Genomic DNA, 23316 nt, shown 5'->3' on the forward strand with positions numbered 1-23316 from the left:
GTTTCGGGAGCCCGGTGTTTGGGGAGCTAGGCGGAGAAGGGCGGGTAGCAGTATACCCAAATCCCAAACCGCCCACGCCGTTCAGCGTTTCGTCATCGATCCCGCCGTCATCGATCCCGCCGTCACCTATCCCGCCGTTGCACCGGAGCCAGGCACAGGGATACCAGATTCCGGCCTGGGTCATGTCCCCATGGGATTCCGGTCTGCTGTTCTTTGCCGGCCGGGGCTCGACCGCAGGAGAACCATTTCGAATGCCAGCAAAAACCGGACGGCCGCAACCAATCGATCGATGCCCGGGCACTTCGAAGCCCGGGTCGCACCGTGGTTGATCGGACCGATACGCAGGCCAGCGAAACGTCCAACGACAAAGAGGATTCGGATCGATACAATTTTGGAAGACAGCGCTCCATTGCGATCTGCGATTCAGTGTGCTGGGCGGACGGAATCGGTCGCAATGGTGTACCCATCGGCACTAGGTCGTGGAGGGAGGACGCGGGGGCAAAAGATTTCCTCCTAAATTCATGAACGGAAATTTCCGCGCTCTCGTGGTGACGGTTTGACAGGCCAGGAGGCCTTTGGGGGTGCGAGAATGGAAGAAACACAGTCACTCGGACACATCTTGCCGACGGCCACTGCGTCCAAACTTCGTTCTGGGAATCGAGTCATTCATGTTGACCGGGCCCCCCCGCAGGTTGATAAAGGGGAATGCTGTCGCTGAATCAGCTTGTCGCCCGCGTCCCAGAATGACAGATCGTTGTGCCAAACTTGCGTGAATTGTTCTCCATTTCCCCAGCGTCGGCAGAGTTATTAATCATGGGACTCATCGGTATGTCGCGTCGACAAGCCAAGCTTGGGTTTCGATCCATGCATGTGGGCATTCCACTGGTGTACCAATTCCGCCGCCGAACCGTCGCGATCGCAGCTTTGATTCTGTTGTCAGGTTTCGCATTTCCTGGCTCGGTGCTGGGACACGACGTGGACGATACGCTTGCGGAAACGTTGAACGAGCTGACCCAGACTCGCAACGCCCATCCAGACCGATCACACGCGTTTGACATTGAAGCGCAGCTGGTTTTCGAAACCCGTGAATGGAACCGATTTCGGGTCATTGAAGGACTTCGCAGCGATTGGTGCGTAGCGCCGACAGAGTATCGCCAGCGATTGATGGGTGCGCGACTGGGGGACCGCCTGCGGATTCGCGGAACCAGTTCACCGAACACGACGATTCTGAATTGCACCTATGTGGAGTTGCTGGGTCGCGGCGATGTGGATTCATTGATGACCGTTCCGGCGATTGACGGCGGCGTAGCGAACCTAAGCCGCTACGTCGTCCACACGGGAGTCGTCAAGAACGTCTTCGTTAGCCCGCGATTGATTCGCCTAGACCTGAAGGACCCTCAGCGTCTGCTATCGATCTACGTTGGCTTCGCGATGCCGATCGAGGAACTTCGGACGTTGTTGGGGGCGACGGTGACCGTTACCGGCGTGATGGAAACGAATCCGCAGGCTTCGCCGCTAAGCGAGTCTCCGGTGCGCATCCTGTCGATGTCGCCCGAACAGTTACAGATCCAAGAACCAGCCGACCCAGCATCGATCCAACAGCGGAAGTACGAAACCGGTCAGATCACATACATCGGCGAAGACTACGTGTTGACGGACGGATCTCGAATCCAAACCATCGACAGTCCCAGGCTTCAAGTCGGCGGCAGGATTGAGTATTCGGTCACCCCCACCGATTCCAACGAACCGGGTGGCGAAGCAAAATGGATCTCGACGGGGCTAGCGTCAACTTTCCCTGCCGCCGTCGCGACTCGTGCTTCGGACATCATCGACCGCGAATTGATGTTCCACCGCGTCCGCACCCAAGGACGGGTACGATCGATCGATTTCAGCGACCATGCCGCTCAGCTAAAACTGGACGACGAAGGCACCAATTTTTCGGCTTGGATCACGCCTCGCAATCTGGCAGTTCCGATTCGGGAACAATTCTCCGGGATCGAAGCTGGCGATTGGGTTCAACTGACCGGAACGGTCGACTCCCCAACAGCCCTGCAAACCGGCGAACCCTTCCTGCTGCGGATTGATCGTACCAGCGACATCGTGGTCGCGTCCCGCTTGGTCCAACTGGAATCCAGGACCGTTGCCTTGATGCTGCTGGGATTCGGCGCATTGGCGTCGACGGCGTTTTTCTGGCAACGAAGCCTGCGACATCAAGTTCGGATGGCGACCGAAGAACTACGTTCCCTGAACGCTCGCATCATGGCGGCCACACGGGCGGTGCGGGACGGCATATTGGTGCTGGACCTGGACAACCGTGTCGCCCAGGTGGACGAAGACATCCAAGCAATCTTTGGCAACCAGATCGCAGTGGGTGACGGCGCCGACCGGACCCTTCGCTGTGTGTTGTTGAGCCGATTCGCGGACTCGCAGGATTTCCATGAATTCTGGGACCAGTCATTTCGCGACCCGACACTGACCGCCGCACGCGAATTCCAGTCGGTCCATCCCACCGGATGGCTATCGGTCTATACCGCCCCGGTCGTGGACACCAACGACCGACACCTGGGACGCATTGTGACTTTCGAAGACATTTCGAAAAAGAAACAGATCGAAGAAGAGTACCTGCAATCCCAAAAGATCAGCGCCATCGGACGGCTAGCCGGTGGCGTTGCGCATGATTTCAACAACGCGTTGCAGGTCATCGGTGCCCGGTTGGAACTGCTATCTTCGCTTGGCGCCGACGACGATCGGATTCGCGAACACTCTCAAGCAGCAACCATGGCGGTCGACAAGGCCAGCGAGATGAATCGTCAACTCTTGACGTTTTCGCGGCGAACGACGATCGAATCCAAGACACTTTGCACGGCGAATTTGATCCAAGAGACGGCCGAGATGCTTCGCAATACGTTCCAAGCGAACATCAACTTTCGCGTTTCCATTGCACCCGATCTGTGGCCGGTCGAATCCAATGCGGCTCAACTGCAACAGGTGCTGATCAACCTTTGCTTCAACGCTCGCGATGCAGCCAAACACGCGGTGGGGACGATTGAGTTGAGCGCTATCAACACTGTCCGCGAGGGGATTGGTGAATGCGTGCAGATTTCGGTGACCGACGACGGTGTCGGCATCGCGGCGGAAACCCTTCGCCATGTCTTCGAACCATTCTTCACGACCAAGGCGGTCGGTGAAGGAACCGGGCTGGGCCTTTCGACATCGCTAAGTGTTGTGGAACAACTGGGTGGCCGGATGACGTGCCAGTCCGATCTTGGCAAGGGCACGCGGATGGATGTCCATTTGCCAAGGTCCAAACGCAGCGTCGAAGAAGTCCCCATCGAATCAGCCAAGCCGCAACCCACGGCCGCCCGAAGTCAACGCATTCTGTTGGTCGACGACGACGAAGCGGTCCGCAAGTCGACATCCTTGCTGCTGACGAACCTTGGACACGAAGCCCATGTCGCCAATGGCGGCAAGCAGACGCTGTCCATCTTAGAAGACGATTCCAACTTTGATTTCATCCTGCTAGACCTGACCATGCCGGACATGTCAGGCCGCGAAACCCTGATCGAAATTCGCCGCCGATTGCCCGACATGCGAGTGATCATATGCAGCGGCTTTTCGGATGATGCATCCCACATCATGGAAACGGACGCCCTGCGCGCCGACGCGTTCCTCAGCAAGCCGTTCCGGATTCGCGACTTTCAAAAACTGATCGACTCGCTGGCGTCGCTGGACCAGTCCATCGCATAACGACCGCCCAGGCGGGTTAAGCGATGATTTCATGAATCGGTTCGACCTCTTCCACACCGACCAGTTTCTGATCCAGCCCGCTGTAGAAGTACGACAAGTGATTTGGGTCGAGCCCCAATTGATGCAGAATGGTGGCGTGCAGATTCTTGACATGCAGCGGATTTTCGACCGCCGCGGCGCCCAATTCGTCCGTCGTCCCATGACTGACACCGCCTTTGATTCCACCGCCGGCCATCCACATCGTGAAACCGTACGCGTTGTGGTCACGCCCGCTGCCGTTGGCGTATTCGGCGGTCGGCTGACGACCGAATTCTCCACCCCATACGACAAGCGTTTCATCCAGCATGCCGGTGCGTTTTAGGTCAGCCAACAAGGCCGCAATCGGTTGATCGGTATGACCGGCGTGCTTGTTGTGGTTGGTTTCCAAATCGCCGTGCGCATCCCAGTTGTCATCGTTGTGGGCACCGCCACTGTACAGTTGGACAAATCGCACCCCACGTTGGACCAAGCGACGGGCCATCAAACAGCGTGTACCGAAGTCTCGCGTCCCCTCTTTATCGATTCCGTACATGGCCAGCGTTTGGGCGTCTTCACCCGCTAGGTCGACGGCTTCGGGAGCGGTCGACTGCATGTTGTAGGCGAGTTCATAGCTTGCGATTCGAGATGCCAAATCGTCATTCCCCGGATGCATCGCCATGTGCTGCGTGTTCGCGTTCTGAATCGAATCGATCAGAGTTCGCTGGACGCCTTCGGGGAAATCAGCAGGGGCAGCCAGGTCTAGAATCGGCGCCCCTTTGCTGCGAAAGACGGTACCGGCATAGGTCGCCGGCATGTATCCGCTGCTCCAGTTTTTGGCACCGCTGATGGGACCGCCGGTGGGGTCCAACATCACCACAAATCCAGGCATGTTTTCGTTGACGCTGCCCAAGCCATAGTTGACCCAAGACCCGATCGCCGGATTGCCCGACAAAATCTTGCCACTGTTCATCATCAACATCGCCGAACCGTGGATCGGCGAATCGGCGGTCATCGAATGCAAGAACGCGATATCATCGACATGCTTGGCAACGTTCGGAAATAGCGAACTGACCCACTTGCCACATTGTCCATGCTGTTTGAACTTCCAACGGGGTTCGACGATCCGACCGCCCGCCTTGTGACCACCACGACCAAAGGTTTTGACGTCGACGGTCTTGCCGTCCATCCCGTTCATCTTTGGTTTGTAGTCGAACGTATCGATATGGCTGGGTCCGCCATACATGAACAAAAAGATCACCGACTTTGCTTTGGGTGCAAAGTGCGGGGGCTTGGCGGCCAGTGGATTGCGAAACGCCGACTCCGACGCACCCGCAGAGGCGCCAAAGAATCCGTCACGCGACAGCATCGATGACATTGCCGCAGCACCGAAACCGGCGCCGGATTGCCATAGAAATTCGCGGCGAGTCCGTCCGCAGAAACCAGTTCGTTTTCGGTTGATGGTCATAAGATTCGGGAAGGCTTGAAGGGCGGGTGTGATGAAGGACGCCGTCGCTGTGTTCGTGGCCACGACGGCGACGTCCGTGGTGCGTTGAAACGCTGTATCGATGCTGCGCCGCAGCGTCGTTGCGATGGAAAGTCGTCGCGATGGGACGCCGGGTCCATGTTGCGACCAAGCGCCGGGTCCATGGACCGACCAAGCGCCAGGCGGATTAATCAACAAACATGAATTCGTTCCAGTTCAGAACCGACAAACAGAACATCTGTACCGCGCGGCCGCGAGGCAATTTGAATTCGTTCTGCAGATCTTGGATCAATTGGTCACCGGCGCGAACTTCGTCCTCGCTGGCTTCCCGCTGCAGCACCGACCGAATGGTGCGTCGCACAATCCGAGGGTTGTCCGACGGTTCGGTCAATTGATCGCTGCCCACCGAAACGGCCAAAGCCGTGGCCTGCTGGTGCACAAAATCGCTGTTCAACAACGACAACGCTTGGCCGGGCTGCAGCGTCGCAAACCGTTCTTCGCAAGTCAGGTCGGGATCGGGAAAATCGAACGCGGTCAACAGCGGCGACAACAACGATCGCTTGACGTGAATGTAGGCGCTGCGGCGGTTGCGTTGATCTTGAGTCGACTGTCCCCAACCGTCCCCCGGACGCGATTGGCCCGCAAGTACTTCGGCCGACATTTGGGGATAGAAACTGGGACCGCCGACCTGCCGATTCAACGTCCCGTTGACCGCCAGGATCGAATCGCGAACCTCCTCGGCGCTCAGACGACGTGGATCGAATCGCCAAAACAGTTGATTGTCGGGGTCGACCGATTCGCCTTGCGCGTTGCTGGACGACGACATCTGGTAGGCGCGGCTGGACATGATCAGCCGGTGCATCGATTTCAGTTTCCAATCGCCTTCGATCAGACGCTGGGCCAACCAATCCAACAACAACGGATGGGTGGGTGGGGTTCCCAGTTGCCCAAAATTGTTGCTGCTGCGAACGATGCCGCGACCAAAGTGGAACTGCCACAATCGGTTCGCCATCACCCGCGCGGTCAAGCGATTCTCGGGCTGGGTCATCCACTGGGCCAACACACGTCGACGTCCGGCCGATGTGGCATCGGGCCCCGGTTCAGGAAAGCTAGGTGGTTGTTCGCCAAAGATCTTGGGAAAGTCCGGCTGAACCGGATCCGCCGGTGAATGCGGATTGCCACGGAACAGCACGAAGGTTTGCTCTGGCTTGGCCTCGCATTTGGCTAGTCCCATCACGGTTTCCCGTCGGGGCAAAGCACCGCGTCGTTTCCGGATGGCTTTGGCCTCGATCACCAACCCTTGGTAGGTTTCCCACTGTTGGGCGTCCAGGTTTTCTTCTAGCCGGGCATTCAGAACCCGTTGGCGAGCCTTGGGTTTGCCTTCGGTGGCCCGTTGATCGGGCGCCGACATCTTCGCGATGCCCGCCTGTTCGATCGCGTGCATTGCCGATTCGACACGTTTTTGGTCGGCATCACACTGTTGATGTTGGGCCGCGACATCGGGTGGCGTCACGTCGATCTGGTTGTTGGTGGCGCCGTCGCCGCGAGTCGCGAAGGACGTCACGTCGGCTAGGAAGGCGACCATGCTGTAATAATCCGCTTGTGGGATCGGATCAATCTTGTGGTCGTGGCAGCGAGCACAGTTGATTGTCAGACCCAAAAACGCCTGGCCGGTCGTCGTGATGATGTCGTCGATCTCGTCGAAACGAGCCTGCAGCGGGTCGGCCGGTTCATCGTCCCAGATCCCCAACCGATAGTATCCGGTTGCGATCAACGATTCGGTCGTGACCTTGTCCAGTTCATCACCGGCTAGTTGTTCATGAACGAACTGGTCATAGGGTTTGTCGTTGTTGAATGCATCGATAACGTAATCGCGATACTTCCACGCATTGGTTTTGACGCTATCACGTTCGAACGAATTTGTTTCGGCATAGCGAACCAAGTCCAACCAATGCCGTCCCCAACGAACGCCGTACTGATCGGAATCCAACAACTGGTCGATGATCTTTTCGAAAGCCAATGGGTCCTGATCATCGACAAACGCCTTGACCTGTTGAATCGTCGGTGGCAAGCCGGTCAGGTCGTAGTAGGCGCGACGAATCAGTTCGCTTCGTTTCGCTGGTGAATTGGGGGACAGCCCCGCGGCGGCCAAATCGTCATAGATAAACGCATCCACGGGATGCTGGTTCCAATTTGGATCACTGACCACCGGTGGCTTGGGGTTGTCCATCGGTTCAAAGGCCCAGTGGTCGCTCCATGGCGCTCCGGCGGCGATCCAGGCCTTCAGGATTTCGATTTCTTCGGGCGTGACCGGGTCACCTTCGGGCGGCATCCGTTCATACTGGTCGTCGGACATGATCCGCGTGATCAATGCGCTGGCATCCACATCGCCTGGCACGATCGCGAATTCGCCCGAATCCGTCTCGGCGTACGCGGACTCTTTATCGACAAACTTCAGTCCGCCTTCGGCTTCGTCCGGGCCGTGACAGGCATAGCACCGCTTAGCAAGAATGGGCTGCACCTGACGTGCAAAATCGACCTTGGCGACGGGTTCAACTTGATCCGTTTCCGAGCGGCCGGTTTCGGACGGTTCATCGGCCGTCGCGGTCGCAGGGATTCCCAGCGGCAACGCGAACACCACCGCCGCGGCGACTGCGAACCAGGACTGGCCGATCGTCGTGATTCCGAACCTAGATATTCCGAACTGGGGCAAGCGGGTCGCCGAACAGCGACGATCGGCTGCCGACAGGCCAGCACGCGTGAACGTGTTGCTAGCAGATCGTCGCGAACACTTCGTCATGAGAGAACCGAGGTGGGTCATGAGAGAACCGGAGAGGACAGGCGGGATCAGAACAGGTGGGGACTTGGGGAATGGAAACCCCCGTCAAACGGCCTTTGCGGGACGCTTCCAGGCTACTCATCCTAGCCGTTCAGCGAGGCCTGCCAATGAGAATCAAGGTTCTGCGAATGAGACTCTTATCACATATTTTACTAGAAAACGGCGTCTAAGAATCGATTGGCCCCCTGATTTACGATACGATCGAGCGTAGTGTCGGTTACGGCGGAACCTGGCAAAATGTCTCAAACTTGGCAACAATCGTTATCCAGCGTGCGATCAACGTTTTGTGAAGACCATTCTGCACCCCTGATCTCCATGACTTGCGGCGACACTCGGCTAGAAACCCTATGAAAGAAACGATTCGCGGTAAATCGACCGGTCTTCCACGCGAAGGCGATCGCCCGAATGTGTTGCTGATCGTTGAGACAGCGATGTCGTTCGGTCGCGGTGTGTTGGAAGGGATCAGCCGTTACATGGTCGAAGCGCCATCATGGTCGGTACAGCTGGACCTGCGAGAGCTGTTGGTTTCACCGCCGGCATGGCTACGACGCTGGGACGGCGACGGGATCATCACACGATCGACGACGCCGGAGATGGCGGACATCATTTTGAAGTGGGGCATTCCCACCGTCAATTTGACCGACATCTATGGCGATCAAGGAATTCCGGCGATCTGGAACGACCATGCAGCGATCGGACGGATGGCAGCGGAGCACTTGATCGAACGCGGTTTGACGAACTTTGCGTTTTGCGGGTTCAGCGATCATCACTGGTCGACCGAGCGGCGGATCGGTTTTTCGGCAGCCGTCGGTGAACGCGGCCACCAGGCACATTGCCATGCATCGGATTGGTCCCAGGCGCGTCGCAGCGGCTGGGAAAAACAGCAAGCGAAGATTGTCGAATGGCTGCAAAGTTTGCCGAAACCGATCGGGATCATGGCCTGCAACGACTTTCGCGGCCAACATGTGCTGGAGGCCTGTCGATCGGCCCGACTTTCGATTCCCGATCAGGTGGCGGTCATCGGCGTCGATAACGACCAAGTCATTTGCGACTTCTGCCAACCGCAGCTTTCGAGCGTGGTGCCGGCTGCCGAACGCATTGGTTACGAAGCCGCCGCGTTGCTGGATCGTTTGATGCATGGCGAAAAACCGGCTCGCACGATCCGCCTGGTCCAACCACTGGGCGTTGCATCGCGGCACTCGACCGATGTGATGGCGATCGAAGACAAGGAAGTCGTGATGGCGTTGAAGATCATCCGCGAACGAGCCTGTTTGGGTTTGACCGTGCAAGAAATTCTGCGTGAAGTCCCGATTGCACGCAGTTCGCTGGAACGTCGATTTCGCCGCTCGATCGGCCGATCGCCGCAGGCCGAAATTCGCGACGTGCAGATGAAACGGGCGCGCCAACTGTTATGCGACACCGATCTATCGCTGGCACAAATCTCTTCGCTGACCGGATTCAAACACTCCGAGTACTTCAGCGTCGTCTTCAAACGAGAAATTGGGCAAACCCCGGGACAATTCCGATCATCAGTCGGATGATCCCCAGTGAAGTGAAGCAGCGAAGTGAAGCAGTGAAGTGAAGCAGTGAAGTGAAGTAGTGAGGTGAAGTAGTGAAGTGAAGTAGGCCGGATCCAGGAGCGCTGCGACGCCGATCCGGCAACCAAGCACTCCCCCCCCCTCTCTCTCTCCACGTTCTGGGCATTCTTCGTATCGCAACTCGCCAAGATTCCCGGCCCAGCATGGGGGGGATTCCCGGCCGCTCACGCGTCGCGGCTCACCCAATCCGACAGACCGTTGACGACATCCGCAGCGCAACACATTGGCTCCGACATGCTCTGGCGCGGGGGGGATCCGCTGAATCTGGAAACGGATGTACCAGATTGGCGTTTTCCAAGCTTCGCAGACTTCGTATACCTGGAACCTCGACGGTTCTTGTCTTCGCTAAGTTCGGGTTCAGAAAGCCTCCACGATGAAACGCTTGGTCCCTTGGTTGATCGGATTCGCAGTCTACGGACTCCGCTGGACCTGTCGGGTGCGAATTCACAACGATCCGCGGGCCGACATTCGCCGACGGACCGGTCGTTCGTATGTGTTTGCCCAACTGCATTCCCAACAGGTTGCCGCTGGCATGTTTGGCGAGCAGGGGACTGGGGCCATGGTGTCGCGATCCGCCGACGGCGAAATGATCGTTCCGACGCTACGGTTGTGCGGAAAGACCCCGGTTCGTGGCAGCAGCGGCAAAAACCGCAAAGGCGGCGCCACAGCTTTGCACGCATTGGTGAAACACGTGCAAGCCGGATGGCCTGCGGTGATCGCCGTCGATGGCCCGCGGGGCCCGCGTGGGGTGGCCCAGAAAGGAGCCGGGTTCCTGGCTCAAAAAACCGAAACGCCCGTTTTGCCTGTATTGGTCGTCCCCGCACGGCGCTGGGTGTTTGCAAAAACCTGGGATCGCATGCAGGTTCCCAAGCCATTTTCGATGATTGACATCTATTTCGGAGAACCGATCACGGTGGGGCCTGACGACGATGTCCGCCGTGTGGCTGAAACGGTCGGGCATGCCTTGCACGCGTTGGAATTCAAACATGACCCCCAACAGCGTCCTGAACCTCCGGTCAACCTAGCCGTCATCGATACCGATACGGATTTGCCCGCTGGATGCAATCGATCCGACGACAGTCCCATTTTGATCACGGATGACGCTGATCAACGAACGGCTGCGGCGACTCGCGTCGCCTAGTCCCGGGGCCGGATAACCGACAATTCCGACACCGCCGTTGCAAAGTTGGCGGATGCGGATCGAACGCAACCAAAATGCGTTGATTCACCCAGCGGTTCGATCCGAACTGACCACCTAGGGGCCTGCCGAACTGTTCGGCGATGGTCCATGCTGCCCAAATCCGGGGCAACTTTGGTCATTCGGAACATCCCGCATCATGCCCGCGACGAATCGCAAAGCCAACAGCCGCGCCCAGCATCCAAGCGATGTGGCGGCACGCCAGTGCTTTGGGCTTCGGATCGAGAGCCATCAGATGCAGGTCGCGATCGCGACCCCCACACAAGATGAACGATTCCACATCCAGATCGACAACTTGGAATGCGATGCCCCCGATGGTTGGCTCAGCGCAGCCGGTTACCCACTATTGGTGGAAGCCTTAGAAGGTTTGGTCGAACGCCACAACATGCGACGGATGCCGATCGCTGTGTCGTTGGATGGTGACTTCTGCGTCACGCGAGTCACGATCGGGACCGCAGCCGAAGTCGATCACGAGTTGTCCAGACAAGCGACTCGCATTCCTCGGTACCTGCAACTGGGACCGGGCGAAAAGGTAACCGGCGGTGCGCGACGTAAGATCGATTCCACCACCGACTATGCCGTAACCGGTGTTGTCAATCGTTCGTTGATCCAGCTTGTTTACGATGCGTTTCGAAGCGCCGACATCGAAGTGATGTGGGTCGAACCATCCTTGGTGGGCGTTGCCCGCCTGGTCGGACAGGCGGGTTTGTGGGGCGACCAACCGATCATGATCGCCGACGGAACCGGCAAACAGTGGGACGTTGGGATCGCCAGCGCGGGCCGACTGTTACTGGACTATCGGCCCGCAAACGCCACCAGCGAAGAAGGACTTCGCGAGGCATTGGATGGACACATTTCGCGGCTGAAACGGTTCTGTCACCGTCACTTGCGAGGCATCTCCGGTGACGTCGAAGAACTGTTGATCTGTGGCGACGGCGACAAGCCATCCCGAGCCATCGAAGCACTGCGAAACGTTCGAGGTCTAAGCGCTAGCATCCTGAGCGTCCCCGAACTGCCCCACCTATACACCATCGCAGAACAGGATCGGGCGCCGCACTGTGTGCCGGCCGTGGCGACTGTCTTTCCGCTGTTGATCGACGTCACCGCCGACGAAGTCCCTGACCTGTTGGTCCAAGTTCGACGAGCACCGGACCTGTCATGGCCCCAGCAGATGGTCAAACTGCTTTGGCCTGTGGCCGCTGCCACGCTGCTGGTTGCCGGTTCCTATGCGATGGTATCCAAAGAACGCAACCGCCACGCCAACACGTCGCAGAGCCGCGAATCGCTAGAGTCCGAAATCGTCGCCAGCAACGTCAAGTTCTCGCGTCTGGCTCGCAAACGCGAACAACTCAATCACTTCCGCACCATTGCTCGGCAAACTCAAGAACCGAATTGGGCGATGATGCTTCGCAACATCACCCATTGTCTTCCCGATTCGGCCAAGCTGAATGAATTCCGTGTGGAGTCCGATGGGCACGTCTTGATGTCCGGAGTGGTGATGGACGAATCGGTGGTTTACGAATTGGTCAACACACTTCGCCGATTGCCATTGGTCACGCAAGTAGCGCTCAACGGCACGACACCAGAACACGATAGCCAAGCAACACGGTTTTCCATTCGATTGGCCACCGTGCGATCTGCCACGCCCGAAACGATGGGAGACGGCAATGAAGCCTAGTCAATCGCAGCAAGAGACCTACTATCGCGTGTCTCGAGCGGCCCTGTTGGGATTCAGCTTGTTGGCGATCGGCGGCCTAGGCGTGCCCTGGATCAACGAGTATTACGAACTGCAACGTGACGCGGTCGAACTGAACGCACTGGAAAGCAAACTAACTTCGGTTCGACAACGGCAAGACGCGCTGAACAAGATCGAGCAAACGATTGCATCGGAGACCGGCCAATTCTTCAACCGCAACGTGACGAAAGAAAAGATCGAATCGGCTCGCGAACAACTGATCGAAATCGTACGCGTTTCCAAAGCGAGACTGCGGCGCCTTGAAATCACCCCCAGCGATCCACGCATTTGGGCATCCGAGAACGACGACGCCCGAAACGACGCGATGCCAATCTACGGAGAACCATCCGGATTCGTGATTCAATCCCACACCATTGAACTCGAAGCCGACGGTTCACTCGATGCCATCGGAGGCATCATCCAGTCGATCTCCAAACAAGGATGGTTGATGTCAACAAAGAATGTGACGGTAGGACCAACGAACACATCCGCATCACCAATCAAGCTTGAAATGCGTTTGGTGGCCTATGGGTTGTCCGTCGCGGAAGAACCCACCGATGCGGAAGAAGAACGAGACCTAGAAGACATCGCCGCAGTTTCGACGCAGAATTCAATCCGCTGATCGATTTATTTGATCGATTCTGCTGATCATTGCGTTGATCAGAACCGCTGTTCCCCGATTGCTCGCTGACTGAAAGAAGACTTGCCATGGATGGCAACGAACCCCAGACCAACCTGATCAGCGTCCGCTCGGTTGCCTTCGGCACCGGACTGTGCGTGGCGTTGTGCGTCACCACTGGCTGGAGCCAGGTCCCTTGGTCCCTGGGCCCGCAGGTCTCTGCGAAACCGATCCAGCAATCGGTCATTCCCAGCCATCTGATTCGACCGGCCGCGAATTTGATCGCTGCCGACAAGTCGCCTTTCCAAGCCACACTGACGACCCCACGGATCGCAGCCAACCCACGCCCATCGACCGGTGCCGAACAAACGTCATCAGATGGAACGGGGCAACCGACCGGCAGCGAAACAGCGCCCCTGACGGTGGCCCAGGCATTGCAGATGCGCGGCTCGGTGACGTTCCGCAAGACCCCACTTTCCGAAGTGATCTTCCTGCTGAGTGATCTTTGGCACATCAACATCGTGGCCGGCGAAGACGTCTCCGGCGACGTCAGCGGGTCGTTCCATGATGCCCCACTAAGCGAAGTGTTGGCAGCGATTCTGACTTCGTCAGGATACAGCTACCGAAAAACGGGCAGCAGTCTGGTGGTTTTGTCGGCAGACCAAATTGGCGTCGACGATCCTTCCTTTGCTTCGGAAACACTTCGGTTACCGCCCTCACTTCGCGAGGACGCATCGACGCTTGAAGCCGCTAGTTTGCTGCTTAGCGAACGAGGCGAACTTAAGAAGATCGGCTCGGACCTGGTGCTTGTCATCGATGCACCCGAGCGTATCCAACGCGTCCGCAGCCTGTTCGACAGCCTTACACCGTCACCGGCCCAGGCGTCTGCTGCACAATCAGCCAACGCCCCCGTCGAACCCCTGTTGATCGCTTCGGCCAATACTCTATCAGGCATCTCGTACTTCACCCCGCAGTTTACCGAAGCCGAAGAGATGGCAGAGTCGCTTCGCGAAGCGCTTGGCGAAGGAGTGATCGTTGCCATCTTTGCCGAAGAAAATCGCATCATGGTCAAGGGCACCCCCGCCGATTTGCGATTGGCCAATCAGATCATCGAACAACTGGACAAACCACGCCAACAGGTTCGCATCACGGCGATGATCTATGACGTCAGCCTGACCGAACTGGAAAAGCTGGGCGTCAACTGGTCTCGCGACATCCGGGCTCTGGCCAACGGTCGCAACGATCTGCTGGAAAACGTGACCGAATCGGTCGACAAGTTCGCCAAATTTTCTTCGGACCTGACCACAACGGGAGCCACCAGCATCGGCATCCGAACGTTGACCGGCAGCATGGAAGCGAGCGTATTTCTAGAAGCCCTCGATTCAACCTCCGAAGCAAAGCTACTTGCCGACCCATCGATCACCGTCGGTGACCGACGGCAAGCGTCCATTCGAATCGTCCGGCAAATCCCCATTGTCGGTGCCAACCCGGTGCAAAATTCGAACGCGGTCTTCACACAAACCGAATTCAAAGAAGCCGGTGTGATCCTGAATGTCCAACCGCGGATCAGCCGTGATGGAACGATCGAACTGAACGTTGAACCGGAATACAGCGTGGTCGCAGAGATCACGGCATCGGGTCCAGTCATCGATAGCCGAACGGCGCAAACGATTGTTCGCGTGGGCAACGGCCAGATGTTTGTGCTGGGCGGGCTACGTCAAACGTCGATCGTTGAATCGCAGCGTGGCATTCCTTACCTGAAAGACATCAAGTACGTCGGCAATCTGTTCCGCAGCCACGACACCGAAGTTCGCGAAAGTGAACTGATCGTCTTTCTGCGTCCTGAAATCATCTCGCCCTATTACAACGGGACGGCTCGGGAACGCGAAGCCGCTCGGGTATCCAACCAACAGCTGGACGACATCGCACACGCGTCGGTTTGCCCACAAACGGAGAACTGCAAGGACCCGTACTGCCCCAACCATTGCCGACGACCACGGATCAACGCGGGATCACCGGGGCTGCCCATGATCGGCGGCGACGGACTTTACGATTCAACGATCGATGGCATGATGGGCGATTCGCTGATGGTGGAATCCATCGTCATTCCCCAGCACGGTGTTCTGCCGCCGGGGATCGACGCCAACGAAACGTTCTATCCGCTCGTCAACCCTGGCACAAACCATATTCCGATGCAAGGCATGCCGACGGGCCCGTCACAACCTTACGCCGCACCGATCGATGATGGCGACCAATTTGCACCGGTCATTGTGGCCCCGCAAAGTAGCCTTTGACTCGGATCCACGACGGCTAGTGAGAGATCCAGGTGAGCGCCAATAGCGCGATGGTGGACAACAGTGCCATCATGCGCAGCGCCCAACGGGTTCGCATATCCATCTTGGTTTCCGATCGCATCCCTCGCGCCCACAAGATGAACGACGATCCGATCATGATCGTGATCACGTTGATGGAAACCAACAACAGTGGGCCGACGACCGGCCAGCCGCGATCCGTGTTTTCCCACTGTCCAAATGCCAACTGCAGACCCGCAGTGGCAATCGGCGGGACCAACGCCGCCGCGATTGCGGCGCCAGCCAACGCCGATGAAAGGTGAGTCCGCGTGCGTGCATAGGACGCTGCCAATCCGCCCACCAACCCCACGCAAAAATCCAGAGGCGATGGCTTGCAGCGAGCCCACATTTCGTCGGTGATCGTCGGCTCTTGAAACAGCCAGAACAGCCATCCAAACATCATGCTGGCCGCCAAGGCACCGATAAACCCGAGGGCGATCGTCAGCAAAGAGGATTGAAACAGCGGGCGGTTCCCATGGGCCAATCCCAAGCCCGCACCCATGATGGGAGTCATCAGTGGCGCGATCAACATCGCCCCGATGATGACCGCGGCCGAGTTCTGCATCAGACCAAAAGCAGCCAGCATGGAGGACGCTGACATCAACCCCAAGAATTCGAGGTTTGGCTGCGAACCTTCGACCAAGTCATCCGCCAGCGCGATGCGTTGTTCACGCTGCATCGGCGGAGCGATCGATGCGAACCATTTCCGAATCCTTGCGGCTGCGGTCTCGGCAAGCGAATCCCCGTCGTGCAACAACGCAAATGGGTAAGGCGAGGCGGCCGAAATTCGTTTCCGCGCCCAGCGGTACACCGGATCGGAATCACGAGCCGCGTGAACCGCCACTAGCACCAAGTCCCGATCGGTCACACCGAAATCTTCAAAGACCGTTGCGATGATGGACGGATCGTTGGTTTCGGCTAACGTGCCTTCAAACGGAATCGTCGCCTCGGCAAGCAATCCCAATGATCGCTGGGCCATGCCACGTGAAAACCCGTCTCCGTCCAGATCGATCGCGAAGGCACGCATCGCTGCATCGGACATCTCGGCGCTTTTAAGCGGATCGGCAGCGACCGACACATTTTCTTCGTTGGTGGGCTCCTGATTCGGCCCTTCGCCACCAATATGAATCCAAACCGTTGAATGGATCGACTGTTCAAAAACGGCTTGCTGCCACTGATGGTCGCTGTTCTGATACGACATCAAAAGTTGGCTGCAACCGACCGACGTGGCCAATTCGATGACCCGCTCGGGTTCGCGGGCAACGCTGTGTACCGACACACGTTTTTCGTCAATCCCCAGGTAATCGATGGCCTTGCGGTTGACTTGCTCGGTCAGAATCTTGCTGTCCTCGCCCAGCACGACAAGATGCACATCCGCCTGACGTAGATTGGCCATCCGCTGGCACCAAGGGGCGCCAAAACGCAGTTCCTGTTCGGATCCCATCACGAAAACGATACTCATAGAAGCGATTTCTCTTTCGCGAGGGTTCCCCTGGGTCGGCCAAGTCCGTAGCTTAGGACGATGCGAAAATGAAGTGTCCGCCCCCTTTTGTGCGAAGCACCCGAACTTTTGTGCGAAGCACCCAAACTTTTGTGCGAAGCACCCGAAGGGCCGGTTCCCGGCAAAAGGGGGCGGACACCTTTTTTCTCGCACGATCTTTAGCGGAGCTCAATAATACCGACCTGAGAGTGACGTGAAACCAGAGTAGGTGCAATGGCGTCGGCTGGGGCTCCCACCGATCACTCTGCCATCGCCTTTCAAGCTGGTGCGTCCGTTCTGTTTTGCTGGCCAACCATCGCTGTGACGAAGAATCATCAATGGCGGACATTCGCAGCCATGACGGGATCGCTGGCTCTTGCCGTGTTCTGTCTGGTTCTGTTGGCGTTTGATTCCCATCCAACCATGGAATCCGATCCCAGTGACGCCACTGGGCGTGGCAGTTTGCACGTCTACTGTGCATCGAGCAACCGACCCGTCATGGATGCCGTCTTGGCCGAGTATCGGCACCGAAACGGTACCGAGGTGACGGTCCAGTACGGTGCATCCCAAACGTTGATTTCGACCATCGCCATCGTCGCAGATGGCGATTTGTATTTGCCGGCCGATGAAAGTTACCTTGCGAAAGATGAATCCAAGGATTTGATCGCGAAGTCGTTCCCGCTTGCCACCACCCGCGCCATCGCCGTGGTCCGCCGCGGGAACCCCAAACAGATTCACTCGCTAAGTGACTTAGAGCGCAAAGACGTGGTGTTGGTCCAAGCCAACCCTGAAACCGCTGCGGTGGGGCACGTCACACGATTGGCTCTTCGCGGCTCGAATCATTGGATCCCCTTGGAACGATCCACCAAGGCGTTTCGGACATCCGTGACCGAGGTCGCCAATGACGTTCGACTGGGAACAGCCGACGCGGGGATTATCTTTGAAGCCATGCTGACGACCTATCCAGAACTGCAAGCGATCGAGTTGCCGGAACTGCAAGATGCGAAGGCACGATTGGAAATAGGACTGTTGGTGGGATCCAAGCATCCCGAAAAAGCGATTGAATTGATCGAGTTTCTGCAGTCACCCGATGGCGGACAAGCGATCTACGCCCGTTTTGGTTTTCAGGTCGACTCTAGCCCCAGCCCCATTCCAGACGGCGAACCTAAATCGCAGGGCACGCCATGACCGCACCGTCACAGCCGACGTCCGTTGTCCCCAACAACACCGACCGCACTTATCCCCACCAGCCGCTGCCGCTGAAAAATCGATCGGACGTTCCTTTCTATCTGGTCACCGGCGGGTTGGCTTCCTGCTTTGTCGTTTTGATTTTGCTGTTGCTGGTCGCCGACGTCGCCTTCACATCGCTACACGATTTTCGCACAGCGATCGGCAAGCCCGAGATATTAGCATCGATCCGACTGACGTTGTTGACGTGCACCGTCTCGGCAATCGCGTCGATCTGGGTTGCCACTCCGCTGGCCTACGTGCTGACCCGGTTTCGATTTTTTGGACGATCACTGGTCGAACTGTTAGCGGACATTCCGCTGGTGCTACCGCCGCTGGTTTTGGGGCTAAGCCTCCTGATCCTGTTCCATTGGTCGATCGGATCGGGGGCGGATGCTTGGACGCTGGAATCGTGGCTCCGCGACCGGGTTGGTTTTCCGGTCACCCACCGTTGGCCGGCCATCATCCTGGCTCAGTTTTGCGTCGCCTGCGCCTTCGCCGTGCGGATGATGCGAGCCACGTTTGAACAGATGGACCCCCGCGCCGAACAGGTCGCCCAAACCTTGGGATGCAATCGCGGCCAAGCGTTCTTTCAAGTCGCATTGCCCCAGGCCAGTCGCGGCATGTTGGCCGCCACGACCATCGCGTGGGCCAGATCCCTTGGCGAATTTGGCCCCATCTTGGTATTCGCCGGGGCAACCAGAATGCGAACCGAGGTTTTGTCGACCAGCGTCTATTTGGAGCTGAGTGTCGGTGAACTCGGATCCGCCGTCGCGGTGTCACTGTTGATGGTCGGGATTGCGGTGGCGGTGTTGATCGCACTGCGATCGATCGGCGAAGGGATGCTACGTTGATCGAACTGAAACAAGTGGACATTCACGCTGGCGATTTCTCACTACGGGGCTTAAACCTGTCGGTTGCCCCAGGGTCGTACGCCGTGTTGATGGGACAAACCGGACAGGGCAAAACAACCATCTTGGAATCCATTTGTGGGCTCCGCCGAGTCGCTGCGGGATCGGTATGGATCGACGGGATGGACGTCACCCTTTGGCCACCCGCCAGACGGCAGATCGGTTACGTGCCTCAGGACGTGGCATTATTTTCGTCGATGACGGTCGGGGAACATCTGGCATTCGCACTTCGTCAACGAAAGTATTCACGGCGGGCTATCGCGGATCGAGTCGACTCAGTCGCCCAGTCGCTTGGCATTGACTCTCTACTGGATCGGCGGCCACGCCACCTCAGCGGCGGCGAGGCCCAACGCGTCGCACTGGGCCGCGCCGTCTCGTTTCACCCCGCCGTGTTGCTATTGGACGAACCGCTCAGCGCACTCGACGAGGCCACTCGCACGTCGATGCAGAACTTCCTGCGATCACTCTGCCGGGATCAAGGAACCGCAATTCTGCACGTCACCCATGATTCGCAAGAAGCCGCTTCGCTAGCCGACCATCACTGGGACCTTGCCGACGGAAAAATATCGCAGCGAAGGCCAGTTGAACCGCAGACCCCATCGACAAACAAACACCACTGATGCGATCAAACGGGACCAATCATAAGATTCGCCAACGAAGATGCGAGTGACATTCAGTTTGCAAAATCGTTTATCAACAAAGTCCAGTCTAGGCCGAGAAGTTTCGCTAGTTCAGTGAGTTCGGATTTGTACTGTTCGAGGAACTGGGTTCCGATGCGATCTTGATCGCGAAGACGAAGACGATTTCCGTCGCCCAGCAGCTTCTCGATGCCATTTGACTTGTAGTGTTGGTCGCCTCTGTGCCAGACGCGATCAAATCCGATCGGGTCAGCAGCGGAGTACGAATCAACGTCCAAACCGTCACCGTGCGCGAACAGTTTGAAGAAGTTCATTTGGCTTGGTCCAGGTCGGCCAAGGGGAGGTTTTGCCGACGCCATGTTGAACTAAGCGATCGACATTGGATAACGAACAGCGAATGATACGCCAGCGAACGTGAATCACCAACGAAGGCGTGCCCGAAGGGCCTTTGCGGCCAAACCATGTTGGCCGACCGGTCGTGTGCGTATCCCGACGAGAACAGCAGCTAAATTAGTGATTGATTAGCGAAGATTAGTGTTCGGCGCAGCCAAGTTTTTGGGAACACTAATCCGCACTGATTGCACACGAATCGAATCCCCAAAGCCAACCTCGCGAACTCTACAATCCCTAGGTCGTCGAACGGAAGTTTTTTGCCGACGCCGCCGTGAACGAAGCAAGTGACTTTGAGTAAATGAGATTGGACCAATGCGATCGCCCGTTGCCAAAGAGTGAAGGAGATCACGCAGCGACTAGCGTAAAAACCATATTCGGCGATCCGGCATCCGCTTCGGGTCAGTGGTAGCCCCACATTGCGCCCAGAGATTCGAGGTGCAGGCGAATCTCGGACTGCAGTCCATGATCGCTGGTGTTGGCGTACACCAGCAACGTAACAGAAGGATCATCAGGAGACGGACCGATATCACCGACAAATCGCAAACCATCACGATCACAGACCAGCGTTGAGAAGCCGTCGTGTTTGTGCACAAGGATCGGGTTGCTGTGCACCTCGGTCGAGACACCCAGCGACTGGATCGCGGACTCAAGTTTCGGAACTGCGGAGTTGGGTATTGAGAGTTGGTGAAAAGGCTCCATCTAGGGTCGCCCAACGGGAGGTTTTGCCGACGCCATGTTGAACTAAGCGATCGACATTTGGATAACGAACAGCGAATGATACGCCAGCGAACGTGAATCACCAACGAAGGCGTGCCCGAAGGGCCTTTGCGGCCAAACCATGTTGGCCGACCGGTCGTGTGCGTATCCCGACGAGAACAGCAGCTAAATTAGTGATTGATTAGCGAAGATTAGTGTTCGGCGCAGCCAAGTTTTTGGGAACACTAATCCGCACTGATTGCACACGAATCGAATCCCCAAAGCCAACCTCGCGAACTCTACAATCCCTAGGTCGTCGAACGGAAGTTTTTTGCCGACGCCGCCGTGAACGAAGCAAGTGACTTTGAGTAAATGAGATTGGACCATGCCATCGCCCGTTGCCCAGGGCGATTGCTCCACGCTGGAGGCTCGCTGATTCGTTTGGTTGATTCTAATCGAATTTGGGAACGAGATTTTGCTCCATTCTGCGGACGGGCTTCCTGCGATGGCATCATTGATCCCTCGTTCACGGCTGGACGTACGTAGCGTCGGCCAGCTTGGCTACTGAAACGATCCTATTTTCTTCCAATGGCTTTCGACGCTTGAGGCTTGAGTTGTTTGGAATTCACTATTCGCGTTGCTGCGACAGCTTGAAATAGCGACTGGTGATTTCCGTTTCCAGCCGCTGATAGAACGCTGCGCTTGCGAATCGCTCTCTTTGTTCACGGCTAAACGACCGGAAAGTAGGAAGTAGGCCGGAACAAGGAGCGCAGCGACGACGATCCGGCAATCACACTTGCGACCAGACTCGCTGGCTGCCTAGAAATGCCTTGCATTTGCGTCGTCCGGTTCGGCAGAGCGGTCAAGGTCGGGAAACCCATTCATGAAACTCAGCGAAATCCGATCGGACCGGTGGATCGCTGTGACGGCGTTCGTGATCGCGGCCTGCGTCGCATCGGTGGCTTCGATCGCACCTGCCCAGGATCCCTACGTCGTGATCGAGAGCGGCGAAGAAGATTTCCCCAGCGCTCAGTTGCCACCACCCGATGAGGAGACATTTTCGGAATCGTTCCACAGCGAGCTGGACGATGACGCAACCCGGAAAGCCAGTAGCGAAGCGGCGACACTGAATCTGGTGCCGACGGGATTCCTAAGATCCCGGTGGGCGATGACCGATCCAGCCTATGCGGAAAAGTATGCCAACGGTGCTCGCAAGACCAACCTGCTGAAAAAGATCAAGCAAGCAGCCGACGCTCGCTTTGTCAGAGATTTCGCGGGCTGGTATCTGTCGGGCGGTCTGACTGCGATTGGCGACACACCGGATCCGCTGGGAAGTATCGAGATCGGTGTCACCGGCTATCAGACGTCCTACCTGACCTCACGGCTTGGATTCATCGCGGCCGCCAATGACAAAGATTTTTACGTGGGTGGCGAAACCGGCCTGCGGATTCAGACCCCGACACGCTTAGCTCCCTTCGTCGGCGGCGGGTTGTTCTTGGGTGCATCGAGCACGCGCAGCCCCGCGGAGGACGACAACGTCGACAACGATGATGACGGGGCGGTCGATGAAGACGGAGAAACCGAGTTCGATTTCGACGGTGCTCTGGCGGCCATCTATCCGGAAGCTGGAGTTCATTTTTGGTGGTCGCCGCGAGTCCGGATCAGCGGTTTTGGCCGGTATCTGATCACGACCGAAGGCCGCAGCGCCGATTCGTGGTACTACGGTGTATCGATGGCAATCTTGTCGCGTTGACGCCAATCAACCGGACACCTGTTTCTTCCGACGCCCCATTGTCTGGTTGGTAAATCGCTAGCAAAAGCTGGCCACGACGTTTGACCGAACGTGTCAAAACGGTCGTTCATCTTGCTCGGATCGGTTTCCCATCCCAGTCGCTGCGGCGAATCTTCGCGAACAGATTCGGACCGCTGCGATAGCCACCTTCTCGCAAAGGACGGTACAAGATGTACGATTTTGATGAACAGAGCTGGGACGATCAGGCTTCAGACGACCAGGCCTGTTTCGACCAAAACGACTGGAAAGTCACCCAAGGCGGATACCTGATCCAGCGTCTGACACCCCTCGACCTGGACCTCAACCAGGCCCCCGACGCGGCCGAGTCCAGTGTGGCTGAGTACCGATTCCTGCAGATTGGCACTGGCCAATGGTGCTCGGCCGTTCACGCGACCGTGTTCCCCCAGCCATCGACGGCCGAGGCTTATGCATGGGAATTCGGCTATGTGATCGGCCGGCATGCCCGCGTCGTCCACCGCCGCTTCTAATCATGGAATCAGCCGAGCGACGTGGCAGACTTGGCAAGACGACCATTGGCGAGACTACAATGGCAAAAACGCGGGCCGCCCATGGCCGGCGTTTGCCCACCTT

Annotated in this window: 16 protein-coding genes; 11 read left to right on the forward strand and 5 right to left on the reverse strand. The window is 57.4% G+C overall.

Translation table 11 applies throughout. From position 1 onward, the window contains the following. Positions 1–828: 828 nt before the first annotated feature. Complete coding sequence (locus K227x_RS25495; RefSeq protein WP_218933528.1) at positions 829–3747, forward strand: hybrid sensor histidine kinase/response regulator; 2919 nt, start codon at positions 829–831, stop codon at positions 3745–3747. Positions 3748–3763: 16 nt separating this feature from the next. On the opposite strand, the gene K227x_RS25500 is transcribed toward K227x_RS25495, so the two are convergent. Both K227x_RS25500 and K227x_RS25505 read right to left on the reverse strand, forming a co-directional pair. Further along, positions 3764–5230 carry a DUF1501 domain-containing protein gene (locus K227x_RS25500; RefSeq protein ID WP_145174649.1) on the reverse strand — a complete coding sequence of 489 codons (1467 nt, stop codon included), beginning with the start codon at positions 5228–5230 and terminating at the stop codon, positions 3764–3766. Between the two features lie 205 nt (positions 5231–5435). Beyond that, positions 5436–8048: a PSD1 and planctomycete cytochrome C domain-containing protein gene (locus K227x_RS25505; RefSeq protein WP_145174651.1), complete on the reverse strand. Its 2613-nt coding sequence runs from the start codon at positions 8046–8048 to the stop codon at positions 5436–5438. Positions 8049–8434: 386 nt separating this feature from the next. Here K227x_RS25505 and K227x_RS25510 point away from each other — a divergent pair, with 386 nt between their 5' ends. From K227x_RS25510 to K227x_RS25530, 5 genes are all read left to right on the forward strand, one after another. Then, a complete protein-coding gene (locus K227x_RS25510) occupies positions 8435–9628 on the forward strand; it encodes a XylR family transcriptional regulator (protein WP_246146255.1) in 1194 nt (397 codons plus the stop codon). Positions 9629–10058: 430 nt separating this feature from the next. Beyond that, positions 10059–10826 (forward strand): lysophospholipid acyltransferase family protein, encoded by a 768-nt coding sequence (locus K227x_RS25515; protein ID WP_145174653.1) that lies wholly within the window; start codon positions 10059–10061, stop codon positions 10824–10826. Positions 10827–11022: 196 nt separating this feature from the next. Next, positions 11023–12561, forward strand: coding sequence for a hypothetical protein (locus K227x_RS25520; RefSeq protein WP_145174656.1), 1539 nt, complete (start codon positions 11023–11025; stop codon positions 12559–12561). Next, on the forward strand, positions 12551–13240 hold the full coding sequence (locus tag K227x_RS25525; protein WP_145174659.1) for a hypothetical protein: 690 nt from the start codon (positions 12551–12553) through the stop codon (positions 13238–13240). Before K227x_RS25520 ends, K227x_RS25525 begins: the two co-directional genes overlap by 11 nt. Positions 13241–13326: 86 nt before the next feature. Beyond that, entirely contained in the window at positions 13327–15531 is a 2205-nt protein-coding gene (locus K227x_RS25530; RefSeq protein ID WP_145174662.1) for a secretin N-terminal domain-containing protein, read from the forward strand. A gap of 16 nt (positions 15532–15547) precedes the next feature. Here K227x_RS25530 and K227x_RS25535 read toward each other — a convergent pair whose 3' ends face one another. Beyond that, positions 15548–17050, reverse strand: a complete 1503-nt coding sequence (locus K227x_RS25535; RefSeq protein WP_145174665.1) for a DUF389 domain-containing protein — start codon at positions 17048–17050, stop codon at positions 15548–15550. Positions 17051–17389: 339 nt separating this feature from the next. Between K227x_RS25535 and modA the strand changes: the two genes are divergently transcribed. The 3 genes from modA to K227x_RS25550 are packed head-to-tail and all read left to right on the forward strand — an operon-like array spanning position 17390 to position 19826. Then, the gene (gene modA, locus K227x_RS25540) at positions 17390–18256 is read left to right on the forward strand and encodes a molybdate ABC transporter substrate-binding protein (RefSeq protein ID WP_218933529.1); all 867 of its coding nucleotides are present in this window, start codon (positions 17390–17392) and stop codon (positions 18254–18256) included. After that, positions 18253–19149 (forward strand): ABC transporter permease, encoded by an 897-nt coding sequence (locus tag K227x_RS25545; protein ID WP_145174671.1) that lies wholly within the window; start codon positions 18253–18255, stop codon positions 19147–19149. The genes modA and K227x_RS25545 overlap by 4 nt, the downstream gene beginning before the upstream one ends. Further along, entirely contained in the window at positions 19146–19826 is a 681-nt protein-coding gene (locus tag K227x_RS25550; protein ID WP_145174674.1) for an ATP-binding cassette domain-containing protein, read from the forward strand. Before K227x_RS25545 ends, K227x_RS25550 begins: the two co-directional genes overlap by 4 nt. 53 nt (positions 19827–19879) lie before the next feature. On the opposite strand, the gene K227x_RS25555 is transcribed toward K227x_RS25550, so the two are convergent. Together K227x_RS25555 and K227x_RS30885 are read right to left on the reverse strand one after the other, a co-directional pair. Then, positions 19880–20158 (reverse strand): hypothetical protein, encoded by a 279-nt coding sequence (locus tag K227x_RS25555; protein WP_145174678.1) that lies wholly within the window; start codon positions 20156–20158, stop codon positions 19880–19882. Positions 20159–20636: 478 nt separating this feature from the next. After that, positions 20637–20936 (reverse strand): hypothetical protein, encoded by a 300-nt coding sequence (locus tag K227x_RS30885; protein ID WP_218933530.1) that lies wholly within the window; start codon positions 20934–20936, stop codon positions 20637–20639. Positions 20937–21816: 880 nt separating this feature from the next. Here K227x_RS30885 and K227x_RS25560 point away from each other — a divergent pair. Together K227x_RS25560 and K227x_RS25565 are read left to right on the forward strand one after the other, a co-directional pair. After that, positions 21817–22686, forward strand: coding sequence for a hypothetical protein (locus K227x_RS25560; protein ID WP_246146257.1), 870 nt, complete (start codon positions 21817–21819; stop codon positions 22684–22686). Between the two features lie 209 nt (positions 22687–22895). After that, positions 22896–23213: a hypothetical protein gene (locus K227x_RS25565; RefSeq protein ID WP_145174680.1), complete on the forward strand. Its 318-nt coding sequence runs from the start codon at positions 22896–22898 to the stop codon at positions 23211–23213. Positions 23214–23316: the final 103 nt, after the last annotated feature.

It is taken from the genome of Rubripirellula lacrimiformis, from assembly GCF_007741535.1.
Lineage (GTDB): Bacteria > Planctomycetota > Planctomycetia > Pirellulales > Pirellulaceae > Rubripirellula > Rubripirellula lacrimiformis.